The organism is Streptococcus gwangjuense (assembly GCF_003627155.1).
Lineage (GTDB): Bacteria > Bacillota > Bacilli > Lactobacillales > Streptococcaceae > Streptococcus > Streptococcus gwangjuensis.
This window is the reverse complement of the sequence record NZ_CP032621.1, coordinates 211,584-224,050: the sequence shown is the minus strand read 5'-3', so window position 1 is coordinate 224,050 and position 12,467 is coordinate 211,584. Positions and strand designations below refer to the sequence as shown.

General features: G+C 43.0%; 14 protein-coding genes. 2 read left to right on the top strand and 12 right to left on the bottom strand.

Going from position 1 to position 12,467, the window contains the following annotated elements; all coding sequences use genetic code 11:
* Positions 1–195 precede the first annotated feature (195 nt).
* From D7D53_RS01010 to D7D53_RS00960, 11 genes are all read right to left on the bottom strand, one after another.
* Entirely contained in the window at positions 196–1,293 is a 1,098-nt protein-coding gene (locus D7D53_RS01010) for a nucleotidyltransferase (RefSeq protein WP_120769851.1), read from the bottom strand.
* A 9-nt stretch (positions 1,294–1,302) separates the two neighbouring features.
* Entirely contained in the window at positions 1,303–2,043 is a 741-nt protein-coding gene (locus D7D53_RS01005; RefSeq protein ID WP_281268646.1) for a class I SAM-dependent DNA methyltransferase, read from the bottom strand.
* Between the two features lie 108 nt (positions 2,044–2,151).
* On the bottom strand, positions 2,152–2,505 hold the full coding sequence (gene rsfS / locus D7D53_RS01000; RefSeq protein ID WP_120769850.1) for a ribosome silencing factor: 354 nt from the start codon (positions 2,503–2,505) through the stop codon (positions 2,152–2,154).
* Between the two features lie 12 nt (positions 2,506–2,517).
* Positions 2,518–3,018, bottom strand: coding sequence for a cysteine hydrolase family protein (locus D7D53_RS00995; RefSeq protein WP_120769849.1), 501 nt, complete (start codon positions 3,016–3,018; stop codon positions 2,518–2,520).
* Positions 3,019–3,612 (bottom strand): bis(5'-nucleosyl)-tetraphosphatase (symmetrical) YqeK, encoded by a 594-nt coding sequence (gene yqeK / locus D7D53_RS00990; protein WP_120769848.1) that lies wholly within the window; start codon positions 3,610–3,612, stop codon positions 3,019–3,021.
* Positions 3,612–4,241 (bottom strand): nicotinate-nucleotide adenylyltransferase, encoded by a 630-nt coding sequence (locus tag D7D53_RS00985; protein ID WP_120769847.1) that lies wholly within the window; start codon positions 4,239–4,241, stop codon positions 3,612–3,614. Before D7D53_RS00985 ends, yqeK begins: the two co-directional genes overlap by 1 nt.
* Positions 4,242–4,290: 49 nt before the next feature.
* Positions 4,291–4,602 (bottom strand): ribosome assembly RNA-binding protein YhbY, encoded by a 312-nt coding sequence (yhbY, locus tag D7D53_RS00980; protein ID WP_000060169.1) that lies wholly within the window; start codon positions 4,600–4,602, stop codon positions 4,291–4,293.
* Between the two features lie 214 nt (positions 4,603–4,816).
* Positions 4,817–5,923 (bottom strand): ribosome biogenesis GTPase YqeH, encoded by a 1,107-nt coding sequence (gene yqeH, locus D7D53_RS00975; RefSeq protein WP_120769846.1) that lies wholly within the window; start codon positions 5,921–5,923, stop codon positions 4,817–4,819.
* Positions 5,924–5,925: 2 nt separating this feature from the next.
* Positions 5,926–6,453, bottom strand: a complete 528-nt coding sequence (locus tag D7D53_RS00970) for a YqeG family HAD IIIA-type phosphatase (protein WP_000963748.1) — start codon at positions 6,451–6,453, stop codon at positions 5,926–5,928.
* A 14-nt stretch (positions 6,454–6,467) separates the two neighbouring features.
* A complete protein-coding gene (locus tag D7D53_RS00965; RefSeq protein ID WP_120769845.1) occupies positions 6,468–7,376 on the bottom strand; it encodes a magnesium transporter CorA family protein in 909 nt (302 codons plus the stop codon).
* Between the two features lie 51 nt (positions 7,377–7,427).
* Positions 7,428–7,994 (bottom strand): mechanosensitive ion channel family protein, encoded by a 567-nt coding sequence (locus D7D53_RS00960; RefSeq protein ID WP_061650891.1) that lies wholly within the window; start codon positions 7,992–7,994, stop codon positions 7,428–7,430.
* 151 nt (positions 7,995–8,145) lie between these two features.
* Here D7D53_RS00960 and sstT point away from each other — a divergent pair, with 151 nt between their 5' ends.
* Positions 8,146–9,351, top strand: a complete 1,206-nt coding sequence (gene sstT, locus D7D53_RS00955; protein WP_120769844.1) for a serine/threonine transporter SstT — start codon at positions 8,146–8,148, stop codon at positions 9,349–9,351.
* Between the two features lie 67 nt (positions 9,352–9,418).
* Positions 9,419–10,372, top strand: coding sequence for an aromatic acid exporter family protein (locus tag D7D53_RS00950; protein WP_120769843.1), 954 nt, complete (start codon positions 9,419–9,421; stop codon positions 10,370–10,372).
* A 289-nt stretch (positions 10,373–10,661) separates the two neighbouring features.
* Here D7D53_RS00950 and D7D53_RS00945 read toward each other — a convergent pair whose 3' ends face one another.
* Positions 10,662–12,206 (bottom strand): peptide chain release factor 3, encoded by a 1,545-nt coding sequence (locus D7D53_RS00945; RefSeq protein ID WP_120769842.1) that lies wholly within the window; start codon positions 12,204–12,206, stop codon positions 10,662–10,664.
* Positions 12,207–12,467 lie beyond the last annotated feature (261 nt).

Below are 12,467 nucleotides of genomic sequence, written 5' to 3'. Positions count from 1 at the left end.
CCTCATTTTATTGTTATTCCGAATGACATACATTCTTTTACATTCTACCATAAAAAAGTGATTTTCACAAACCTAAAATAGAATATGTTTTGGGGAATTTGGAGTTTATTTTACTAAAATATATCTGTGCAATCCTTATTTCTTAGAAATAGTTGCTTAGTAGAGATTTGAGAAAAAGCCTACTTCGCAGTAGACTTAGTTCTTTTCTATTCTAATCGGTACTCTTCCAAAATTCTGTTCTGCTATACTTGGATTTCCTAGTTGGTAAATCTGGTCTGCCTTTTGAGTCATGACATCCCAAGGTTCTTTGCCAATTCGGCTGACTAGACTGACCTGACCTTTCAAAGACTTGAGATGCTGTCTGCCTTTTTCGGTAAAACCAAGGATATGAATGGCTTCTGGCAAGTTACCTTCTCTAGCTTGCACCAAGATATAGGTTAAGAGACGTCTAATACGCGCCTTAGTGTAGCGTTTGGTCGCAACCACCTCGACCAATTCTTCCACAGACTGGGCTGTCTTGATAGCTTCCTTAATGCGCACAGCCATTTCTTGATTGACCTGATAGATCGTTGTTAAGTCTGGATTTGACAAGATTTGATAGCGGAGCATAGGAAAGTAGTCTTCCCAGCTCACCTTACTGGCCTGCTCAAAGAGGGCAACAGAAGGCATAAAGCGTTCTAAGAAATCTTTGTCCCTCTGGTGCTGACGCAGAGCTGTCGCAGAGGCAAAGTCCACATCCTTATCCACAGAATGATAACCCGCCCCCTGACGCTGAATCGGATGCAGCCTGATGTTTCGTCCTGCAACTGCCTTGGCATAGGCCAGAGCAAGGACATGATTGGGTGTATTGCCTGAAAAATCAAGACCTGCAAATTCCTTCCACATGGCCTGAGTTTTCTGGGGATAGGAAAGAGAATCAGGCAGATTTTCCACAAATTTCTCCATCTCAGCACCTTTCTCTGTGTATAAGTCAGCGATTTTCTGGTAATCCAGAACTTCCTCCGTCCCAAAGGCTAAGTTATCAATCCCTAACTGAGCTAAGATATCCACAGCACCTTGACCAAAGAAATCTGCTGCCTGAACACTGACTAAAAAGGGCAATTCTACTACCAAATCTGCGCCATTTTCCAGAGCCATCTGGGCCCGTGTCCACTTGTCAACGATAGCAGGCTCTCCTCGCTGCATAAAATTACCAGACATGGCAACAATTTTCAGCCCCTCAGCCTGATCCAGCATGTATTTATGCCCATTATGAAAAGGATTAAACTCCGCGATAATACCTGTTATGGTCATGCTAATCTCCTACTTCTGCGCCACAAAAAACCAACGGGCACTGGTTTCTGTTGGTTCTTTGTCCTCAAAGTCGGCATAGAGTTTGAAGGACTTGAAACCAGCCTGTTCCAGCAAAATATCATAGGTCAGAACCTCATAAGTCCGCTCCTCATGCACTTCATCGTGGCGACTAAAGGAACCATCCGCTTCCTTGATAAAGAAGGTCAACTCATGCACGATGGAGTGAGGCGCCGCATCCTCGTAGGTATCCCAGAGCATGGCGAACTCTTCCGCATTTTCATGGTAAGAATAGCCTGGAAAAACCTCATCAGTCTGGTAGGTTGAATGCACATCAAAGATAAAGACACCATCTTCGTTGAGGGCATTATAGACTTCCTTAAAGACGTCTCCTACTTCCACTTCATCCTGCATGTAGCAGATTGAGTCCGAATAACAAGTGACAAAATCATATTGACCTGCCTTGGACAAATCCAGCATATTGCCTTCCATAAAATCAATCTTTTGCTTTGCGGAAGCAGCTCTCTTCTCCGCAATCTTCAACATATCCGCGCTCAAGTCGAGTCCTGTCACATCAAAACCAGCTTGAGAAAAACGGACAGACTGGATACCTGTTCCACAAGCCAATTCCAAGAGTTTCTTTCTCTCCTTTGTCTTAGGCAAATGACGCATAGAAAAATCTGTCCATTTATCATATAAACTATCGTCCATGACCGCATCATAGACCGCTGCAAAGGTTTCATAAGTTGCCATAATCATGATACCAAGAGCCTCCATGGCAAACACCACTCGCCCTTTACCTTTCAATCAATTTTCTAAAATAAGCAAAGAAACCCAGTTGACTACAACTGAGTTCACCTTCTAAGCAAGAGCTTCTGAAATATCTACTGACTCTGCCTCATGCCATAGCTTCTCTAGGTTATAGTGGGCACGCATTTCTTCTGAGAAGATATGCACAACGACAGCACCGAGGTCCAGCAAAACCCAGCCTCCAGTTGCATCTCCTTCGATATGACTTCCTTTAAAGCCTGCTTGAGCTACTTTTTCACGGATATTGTCAGCGATAGCGTCCAACTGACGGCTATTCATCGAGCTAGTGATAACAAAGTAGTCCGTCACGCTGGTCAAATCTTGTACGTCAAGTGCGAGGATATCCTCCGCACGTTTCTCATCAGCCGCTTTCACGACTAGTTCTAGTAATTCTTTTTCGTTCATTTAGTCCTCTTTCTAGAAAATATGTTTGTAATCTAGGACATCTGCAAAGCGCCCCTCCCAAATGCCCTCATAAAATTCATTTATCGTTTCTGCTGGAATGTCTTTCCCATCAAACGTTGTGCAAGTTCCTTCTGGAATAATAATCTGATAGCCATATTCAAAGGCAACCTTGACAGAGGTATCCACACAATATTCTGTCTGCATACCACATAAAACTAATTTTTCAATCCCCTGTTTATCCAAGTATTCTTTTAAACCAGTTTCTTTGAAAATACTGTTATACTTCTTCTGAAAGACCTTTTCATTAGGTTTTCGACTTAAAAGCTCAGATAACTGCCAATCTTCTGATGTTTGAGCTTCAGCGTTCTCAATATGTTGAACATAGACAATTTCAATATTCTTGCTTCTAGCCTGGTTTTGTAAATAAGAAATTTTTTCCAATAGACTATTTGTCTGAAAACCAGTTTCCACTAAAATATTCTGAACATCAATGATTATAAAAGCCGTCTTCATTTAGTCCTCTTTCAAATAGTGCACAAAGGCGTTATAGGTTTCAAGGGTTTGGGGATAGATGGGGAATCCCTGATGAGCTAGATGCTCCACAGTACGAGCTGTTTCATAGGCCACCGCCTTATTAAGCGATAGACTTGCAATCTCACGCGCCTGGTCCACTCCCGGAAAGGCACGATTGTGCTCGATATAGTCTGCTACATAGACGACCTTGTCTAAGTCTGTCATCTGGTCAGCCCCGACTGTATGGATTTCAATGGCTCGCAGGATTTCTGAATCATGCAAATCCAAATCTTCCTGAATCTTGTAGATACCAACCATACCATGCCAAACATTATTACCCCAGTTTTTGAGGTCAGGGTCTAGTTGATAACGGTCAATCAAGTCTAGAAATTCCTGATCTGACAGCTTTTTAGCATAGTCGTGGAGAAGTCCTGCAAGACCAGCTTTCTCGGCATCAACCCCAAATCTCTCGGCTAGCTCTATGGCTGCACTCTCCACCCCCAAACAATGGGTTAAACGTTTTTCGGGTAGAAGCTCTGCCATTTTTTCCAACAAAGCCTCACGAGAGCAGTTGATATAGTCTTGATAGGCCATCAGTAGAGATCCTCCTTCTCGATGTAATCTAGCACCGGCTGAGGTAGGAGAAAGTTGGGTTTTCGACCTTGGGCAAGGAAATCACGCACCATGCTGGACGAAATATCCATGAGAGGCACATCCACCCAGATAACAGGATAGGAAGTCCCTGCCTTGTAGCGTGGACGCTGAACCCCTACAAACTGAACCATGTCGACCAGCTCATCAATTCGATACCACTTAGGCAGATAGTCCACCATGTCAGCACCGATGATAAAGTAATAGTCTGTATCTGGATGTTGCTCTGTTAAGATTTTCATGGTGTCGTAGGTGTAAGAAATACCCTTGCGCTCTAACTCGATGGTTTCAATGGCTAGGCCTTCAATCCCCTCAATCGCCAACTCAAGCATCTTGAGACGATGGTGCTCAGGGATGGTTTCCTTTTTATCTACATGAGGAGGTTGGTACTCAGGCATGAGCAACACCTGATCCAATCCCAACTGTTGCCGTACTTGGTCCGCAACAATGAGATGGGCATTGTGAATAGGGTTAAAATTCCCCCCTAAAATCCCGACTTGCTTGCGTTTTTTCTCCTTGATTTCTGGCTCCAACTCTACCTTGGTAAAGGGAGTCAATAATTCGATTGCCATAGGCTAGTCTCCTTTATTTCTCTGTAAAAACAGTTGTCTGGAGTAGGTTTTAGATTTCTTTGACTTTTTTAGAAATCTTGCGATTCTCTTTCTTGCTAGATTGTTTAAACAAAATCAAGATGCGTCCGATTTTTTGGACTGTATCCACACCGATTTCTTCTTCCAAGATTTCAGCTACTTCGTGGATGTTTTCATCTGTATTCTGCAAGAGCGTTACTTTGATTAATTCACGAGCGTCAAGAGCTTGACGAACGCTGGTTTTGATTTGGTCGTTAAGTCCATTTTTCCCGATTTGGATGATGGGTTTGAGGGTGTGTGCCTGGCTGTTGAGGAAGGCACGTTGTTTTGATGTTAATGACATAATTTCTTTAAAAGAGTTTCTTTTTATACTTTTCTGAAGTGGTGACGGACGTCAGCAAAGTCCTTCGGACTTTCATGACTAAAATTTGAGCCTAAGGTCTCAAATTTTCCGCAGTTGGTACAATCACTTGTACCAACTAACACCACAGCGAAAAGTATTCTCTATGGGGCTCGCCTTGCTCGCCCGAATTCAGACAACCCTTTCCTTTCTTTGTTTAAATAATTGCTTTTCGTGTGACTACTGCGACGCCTTCTGGTGCCCAGACGGCGACTTTGGCGGTGCCTGTTACGCGGATCCAGCCGAGTCCAGAGATGACTAGGTCTGTCTTGTCCTTGATGGTAAAGACATGTTGGACTAGTTTTGGAAAATCTTCTTTTTCCTTGCTATTTGGTGGTGTCAGAAGTGTTCCGACGTGCTTATCGTAAAAGGCACTAGCGCCTTCTAACTTGGTACGATGGAGTTTGAGTTCATTATCAAAGAAGGCTGTGAAACCTTGCTTCTCACCTGCAATGAAGTCAAAGCGTCCCAAACCGCCTAAAAACAGGGTTTGCTCAGGGTTAAGTTGATAGGTTTTTGGCTTGATTTCCTTTTTAGGGCTGACATACTTGAGGTTTTTAGCCGTCAAGTAGTGGGCCATCTGGTGGCGGTGGATGATTCCCGGCGTATCGTAGATATAAGAGCCGTCATCAAGCGGAATCTCAATCTTGTCCAAGGTTGTCCCTGGGAAACGCGAAGTCGTAATGACATTCTGATCACCCGTGATTTCTTGGATAATAGCATTGATAAGGGTTGATTTTCCAACGTTGGTTACGCCGACCACATAGACATCACGGCCCTTACGATAGTGTTCAATCTTGTCAATGACTTCCTTAATGGCTTGCTTATTTTGTGCCGAAGTTAGGACGACATCGACTGGACGAAGACCTTCTTCGTGGGCACGTTCCATGAGCCACTGGCTAATCTTGCCCGGTTTAACAGACTTGGGTAGAATATCTTTTTTATTTCCCACTAAGAGGACATCATTACCCGATACAAAACGTGGTAAGCCTGGGATGACAGAGCCATTAAAGTCAAAGATATCAATGACATTGACCACCAAGGCATCACTGTCTCCCACCTCGTGCAAGAGCTTGAGGAAATCATCGTCCGTCAACTTGACATCCGTGATTTCATTGTAGTGGCGGAGACGGAAACAGCGTTGGCAATAGACTTCGCCAGTCTCCAAACCTTTTTCGAGTGCTGACTGGGGAGTAAATCCAAGACCAGCCTTGTCTGTCGTCTGAATGGTTGCTCCACAACCAATACAGAGAATTTCTTCCATAATTAAATTCCTTTTTTATATGTAATCGGTCCGTACTTTTCAGTGATTTTTCGCATGACACGACGCTCACGAGCTCGGTTAATTTGAGTTTTGATCGAGTCATGTTGTACCAAGGGTTTGACTAAAATCGAGCGAATGCCAGCACGGTGGGCTGCTCGAATATCTGTCATGAGCTGGTCACCGACCATGACCACTTCGCTTTTCTCATAGTGAAATTCCTTCATGGCACGGTCAATCCCAAATGTGAAGGGCTTCAGAGCCCAATAAACATAATCAATTCCAAACTTCTCAACTGCACGTTGAACTCGTTTTTTGGTGTTATTTGAGACCACGATGATGCGAATACCCGCGTCCCGAAGATCATGTAGCCATTGCTTCATCTCTGGCGTCCCATCAGGGTTATTCCAAGCGATGAGAGTATTGTCCAAATCGACCAAAACAGCCTTGATTCCCTGCGCCTGCAGGCTTGGAACTGTCAGATCATAAACTGCTTCCACAGCAAAATCTGGCATGTAATTTTCAATCGCCATTCTGGCTCCTTTTCTTAACTTTTTTTCGCAATTTTCCTTAATAACAATGACAAGACAATCCACAATCCTGCACTGGCTAAACTGATGTAGAGCCAAGCATGGGGCTCATCTGTTAAAGGTAGGGGAACATTCATTCCGAAAAAGCCTGTCACGACTGCCAAAACCGCTAGCAAGACTGAGATGATAGTCAAGGTTGTCAAATTATCATTCAGGTTGTTGTTTAGGATGTTGTTGTAAGATGCTGATAGTTGTTGGAGAACTTGAGAAATCAAGTCTGTCATGGATACCAATTGATGAGCCTCAATCATAGCATCATCAAACTGTTCTCTCTCAATCTCGTTAAAACTGCGATAGAGGGCATGCCCTTGAATATGCTCCAGCAACATGCGATTTTGCTTTGCAGCCGCAGTGAGGTAAACCATACCAGTCTCCAAGTCGGAAAGGGCAAAGAGGTTTTTCTTGGTCGTCCTCTGGCGCAAGAGGCCATTGACTTCATCCTTACTCTTGTCCATCTGCTCGATGACAGGATAGTAGGCATTGCTGATGATTTCCAGACTAGCAAAGAGAAACTTGTAAATCGAAAGCGTGTCATGACTCTCCAGATAACGGGTCATCTGTTCAATGACATAGGCGTTCTTGGTATTACTAATGGTAATCAGGCGTCGATGTTCCACTATAAAGGTCATGGGAAAGGCTTCGTAATATGCCTTATCCTTTTTCAAGTTCAAGACATTGTAGATAAAGGTCACAGTCCCATTTTCACGGTGATAATCCATATGGGCACGCTCATTTCTATCCAGTGCGTATTCAATGGTTTCCTTATCCAAACCGTAGATTTCAGAAAGGTCCTCTAGTTTTTTCAACTTGTCCAAATCTAGGTTAATCCAGGCGCAACCATTGCCCAACTGTTTTTCTAAAAACATCTTCTCTCCTTTACCAAACTCTTTCTATTGTACCATAAATCTGCTAAAATTTCAGGCCTGGTCTGTCCGAGAGAAATTGCTGACGACGGTGATATTCCGATTGGGAACGAAGTGCAGAACCTGGTCTTCTCCTCTGAGTTGCGTTGTTCGAATGCCGACACTGACAACCTTGCCCGATACAGTAATAGGACCATTTGTCAAAACAACTTCATCTCCTACATCCAGTTGACGTTCAAAGAGGATGAAAAAGCCATTGATGACATCAGACAGAAAACCTTGGGCTCCCATCCCAATAGCCACCCCAGCAATCCCAGCTCCAGCAAGCAAACTAGAAACTGGCAAACCCAAAATAGACAAGATACAATAAAGCAAAAAGAAATAAAGGGTATAATTAAACACATTCTCTAATAAACGTGAAATGGTTTTCTGACGCCCGACATCATGACGAGACATTTTTAGAGAAGGTTTGACAATTCTCTGCACCATTGTATGAAGCAGTTTTTTAGCTATATAGAAGAGTAAAAATAGGAATAACAGAGAAAGTAACTTGGTTAAGATATTCTCAATAATCGTTGTTATATCAAGCTTATTGAGGTAGGTTTGAAAAAATTCTTGCATAGAAAACTCCTTTCATTTATTATACCATACTTTCACAAGTGATGAATCTCCATAAATATTCAAAAATAATAGCCGAAATAGACAGAAAATTCTTGATTTTAGCTCATATTTATACTATAATCATAAACATTACACAACAAAGGAGATTGTTATGAAAAAAATCATTCATGCTTGGAATAAGGCAAGCCTAATCAAACGGATTTTGATTGGTATGCTTATTGGAGGAACCCTAGGTCTGACACTTCCTAACATTTCAGGAATTGGTCTACTCGGAGATCTCTTTGTTGGCGGTCTAAAAGCCATCGCACCTATTCTAGTCTTTGCCCTCGTTGCTAACGCCCTTTCCCAACATCAAAAGGGACAAGATAGCAACATGAAAACGGTTATCTTCCTTTACTTGGTAGGAACCTTTGCAGCGGCACTTGTTGCTGTCTTAGCAAGTTTCATCGTCCCTATTGAAATTGCCTTGAATAGTGCCAATACAGAAATTACACCACCAGATGGGATTGGCCAGGTTCTCAGCAACCTCTTGCTCAAACTGGTTGACAATCCAGTCAATGCCCTTGTCACAGCCAACTACATCGGTATCCTATCTTGGGCAGTTGTTTTCGGGATTGCTATGAGAGAGGCCAGCAAAAATAGTAAAGAATTGCTGAAAACTATGGCTGATGTAACTTCTAAGATTGTCGAATGGATCATCAACCTAGCTCCATTTGGAATCCTTGGCCTTGTCTTCAAAACCATCTCCGATAAGGGAATCGGCAGTTTAGCTAACTATGGAATCTTGCTTGCCCTCTTGGTGACAACTATGCTCTTTGTGGCTCTGGTAGTCAATCCACTAATAGCCTTCCTCTTTATGAAGAGAAACCCTTATCCCCTCGTTTGGAAATGTTTGCGTGTCAGCGGTGTGACAGCCTTCTTCACTCGTAGTTCTGCGGCTAACATCCCTGTCAATATGAAACTTTGCCAGGATCTCGGACTAGATCCAGATACCTATTCAGTTTCTATCCCACTTGGTTCTACTATCAACATGGCCGGGGCAGCGATTACCATTAACGTTCTAACCCTTGCTGCAGTAAATACTTTGGGAATTCCTGTTGACTTTGCAACAGCCTTTGTCCTTAGTGTAGTAGCAGCCATCTCAGCCTGTGGAGCTTCTGGTATTGCCGGAGGATCCCTCCTTCTTATCCCAGTTGCTTGTAGCCTTTTTGGTATTTCAAACGATATTGCCATGCAAGTTGTTGGGGTTGGATTTGTGATTGGTGTCATCCAAGACTCATGTGAAACAGCCCTCAACTCTTCTACAGACGTCCTCTTTACTGCCGTTGCCGAATACGCAGCAGCCCGTAAGAAATAACTCATAAAGACAAGCCTGCTCAGGTCTTGTCTTTTCCGCTTTTATTCGAACTTACTAGGAAATCCATATGTCTATTAGCCAACGTACGACCAAGCTCATCTTAGCTACCTGTCTTGCCTGCCTTCTTGCTTATTTTCTCAATCTCTCCTCAGCTGTCTCGGCTGGAATCATCGCCCTCTTGAGCCTATCCGATACCCGTAGAAGTACCTTAAAACTAGCCCGCAATCGCCTCTTTTCCATGCTTCTAGCTTTGGTTATCGGAGTTCTGGCTTTTCACTTGAGCGGATTTCATATCTGGAGCCTTGGCCTCTATCTGGCTCTTTATGTTCCCCTAGCCTATAGGATGGGCTGGGAAATTGGCATCACACCAAGTAGCGTGTTGGTTAGCCATCTCTTGGTACAAAAATCAACCTCTCCAGACCTTTTAGTCAATGAATTCCTTCTCTTTGCAATCGGTACAGGATTTGCCTTACTTGTCAATCTCTACATGCCTTCACGAGAAGAGGAAATTCATCATTACCACACATTGGTAGAAGAAAAGTTAAAAGATATTCTCCAGCGCTTCAAATATTATTTATCCAGAGGGGATGGACGCAACCGAGCACAGTTGGTTGAAGAATTGGACACCCTTTTGGAAGAAGCCCTCAGACTGGTCTATTTGGATCACTCAGACCACCTCTTTCACCAGACTGATTACCATATTCACTACTTTGAGATGAGACAGCGACAAAGTCGCATCCTGCGAAACATGGCCCAGCAAATCAACACCTGTCGCCTAGCTGCCAGTGAAAGCCTGATTTTAGCCCAACTCTTTTCAAAAATTGCAGGTCAACTGAGCCAGACCAATCCTGCTTCTGATTTACTAGATGAAATCGAACGCTATCTGGAAGTCTTCCGTAACCGCAGTCTGCCTAAGACCAGAGAAGAATTTGAAACCCGCGCCACGCTCCTACAACTCCTACGTGAAGCAAAAACCTTCATCCAAGTAAAAGTTAATTTTTACCAAAAATATGGACAGTAAAAAAGAAAACTTCAGAACAATCACAAAAGGTGAATATCTGAAGTTTTCTTTTATTTATAAGTTATTACCATAAAGGTTAATAGTAAAACGAATAAGGTCTAATATTCAACATCTCTTTATAGAAGGCTAAGGTAAAACCCTACATACTTTGCTATCTTATTATTCACGACACTGAGTTTTGCAAATCGATTCCATTTGCCAAACGTAGTTAGTGAAGCGTTTAGGTAGACCGCCATAGCGGTTACCGTCAAATGACAGCAACTTTATGTTGCTAGTCATTTGTAACGATTTACATTTTTTCTTCCAACTCTACGTCTGGATACTTATCCGCAAACCAGCGGAGGGCAAAGTCATTTTCAAAGAGGAAGACTGGTTGGTCAAAACGGTCTTTTGCCAAGATATTGCGACTTGATGACATCCGTTCATCCAAGTCCTCTGGCTTAATCCAACGAACTGTCTTTTTACCCATTGGGCTCATGACCACTTCTGCATTGTACTCGCCTTCCATACGATGTTTGAAGACTTCAAACTGGAGCTGACCGACTGCCCCCAGCATGTACTCGCCTGTTTGATAATTCTTATAAAGCTGAATGGCACCTTCTTGCACCAGTTGCTCAATCCCCTTGTGAAAAGATTTTTGCTTCATGACATTCTTAGCAGAAACTTTCATGAAAATCTCAGGTGTAAAGGTTGGCAGTGGTTCAAATTCAAACTTGTTTTTTCCAACCGTCAAGGTATCCCCAACCTGATAAGTACCTGTATCGTAAACCCCGATAATATCACCTGCCACGGCATTGGTCACATTCTCACGACTTTCTGCCATAAACTGAGTAACATTAGATAGTTTGGCACCCTTACCAGTACGAGGTAGGTTAACACTCATGCCACGCTCAAATTCGCCCGATACAATACGAACAAAGGCAATACGGTCACGGTGACGAGGGTCCATGTTGGCTTGGATTTTAAAGACAAATCCTGAGAAATCCTTGTCGTAAGGATCCACAATTTCTCCATCTGTTTTCTTGTGTCCATGTGGTTCTGGAGCAAACTTAAGGAAGGTTTCAAGGAAGGTCTGCACACCAAAGTTTGTGAGGGCCGAACCAAAGAAGACTGGTGTCAATTCTCCAGCCAGAATAGCTTCCTCTGAAAACTCATTCCCAGCTTCATTTAATAGTTCAATATCATCCTTAACTTGTTCGTAGAAAGGATTGCTGCCAAAAAGCTTGTCCCCAGCTTCAAGACTGGCAAAACGCTCATCCCCTTTATAGAGCTCCAAGCGTTGGTTATAAAGGTCATAGAGCCCTTCAAAGGCTTTCCCCATCCCGATAGGCCAGTTCATTGGGTAGCTAGCAATTCCTAGAACTTCTTCCAACTCTTGCAAAAGGTCTAGCGGCTCACGACCGTCACGGTCCAGCTTGTTCATAAAGGTAAAGACAGGAATGCCGCGGTGTTTGACAACCTCAAACAATTTCTTGGTTTGGGCCTCGATACCCTTGGCAGAGTCCACAACCATGACCGCAGCATCCACCGCCATCAAGGTACGATAGGTATCTTCTGAAAAGTCCTCGTGCCCTGGTGTGTCGAGGATATTGACGCGCTTACCATCGTAGTCAAACTGCATCACAGATGAAGTAACCGAAATCCCACGTTGCTTCTCGATATCCATCCAGTCAGACTTGGCAAAAGTCCCTGTTTTCTTCCCTTTTACCGTACCAGCCTCACGAATCTCTCCCCCAAAGTAGAGCAACTGCTCAGTAATGGTTGTTTTCCCCGCGTCCGGGTGAGAGATGATAGCAAAGGTACGACGTTTCTTAATTTCTTCTTGAATATTCATAAGTTCTCTTTCTTTGATTATCTATTTTTCTTGTTTCAATAGCTAAGAATGATTTTTACATTGGATTTTACCATTCCTTTCAACACTCCATTATATCGGATTTTAGCATTTTTTTCAATTTCTATTTTATATCAGAAACTGCTAAAGCATAACAATTCCACTTGCAATTTTTAAAATAAATGTTACAATGAATATAGAAAAAGGTGTTGCGTCAACAACACCCCACAGAGCCGTTTAAGACGGTGGCTGTAATTACATAAC

Bases quoted from the DNA above. Each gene is read 5' to 3' on its own strand.
- D7D53_RS01010 (WP_120769851.1), bottom strand. From the start codon at position 1,293: ATGACCATAACAGGTATTATCGCGGAGTTTAATCCTTTTCATAATGGG.
- D7D53_RS01005 (WP_281268646.1), bottom strand. From the start codon at position 2,043: ATGGCAACTTATGAAACCTTTGCAGCGGTCTATGATGCGGTCATGGAC.
- rsfS (WP_120769850.1), bottom strand. From the start codon at position 2,505: ATGAACGAAAAAGAATTACTAGAACTAGTCGTGAAAGCGGCTGATGAG.
- D7D53_RS00995 (WP_120769849.1), bottom strand. From the start codon at position 3,018: ATGAAGACGGCTTTTATAATCATTGATGTTCAGAATATTTTAGTGGAA.
- yqeK (WP_120769848.1), bottom strand. From the start codon at position 3,612: ATGGCCTATCAAGACTATATCAACTGCTCTCGTGAGGCTTTGTTGGAA.
- D7D53_RS00985 (WP_120769847.1), bottom strand. From the start codon at position 4,241: ATGGCAATCGAATTATTGACTCCCTTTACCAAGGTAGAGTTGGAGCCA.
- yhbY (WP_000060169.1), bottom strand. From the start codon at position 4,602: ATGTCATTAACATCAAAACAACGTGCCTTCCTCAACAGCCAGGCACAC.
- yqeH (WP_120769846.1), bottom strand. From the start codon at position 5,923: ATGGAAGAAATTCTCTGTATTGGTTGTGGAGCAACCATTCAGACGACA.
- D7D53_RS00970 (WP_000963748.1), bottom strand. From the start codon at position 6,453: ATGGCGATTGAAAATTACATGCCAGATTTTGCTGTGGAAGCAGTTTAT.
- D7D53_RS00965 (WP_120769845.1), bottom strand. From the start codon at position 7,376: ATGTTTTTAGAAAAACAGTTGGGCAATGGTTGCGCCTGGATTAACCTA.
- D7D53_RS00960 (WP_061650891.1), bottom strand. From the start codon at position 7,994: ATGCAAGAATTTTTTCAAACCTACCTCAATAAGCTTGATATAACAACG.
- sstT (WP_120769844.1), top strand. From the start codon at position 8,146: ATGAAAAAAATCATTCATGCTTGGAATAAGGCAAGCCTAATCAAACGG.
- D7D53_RS00950 (WP_120769843.1), top strand. From the start codon at position 9,419: ATGTCTATTAGCCAACGTACGACCAAGCTCATCTTAGCTACCTGTCTT.
- D7D53_RS00945 (WP_120769842.1), bottom strand. From the start codon at position 12,206: ATGAATATTCAAGAAGAAATTAAGAAACGTCGTACCTTTGCTATCATC.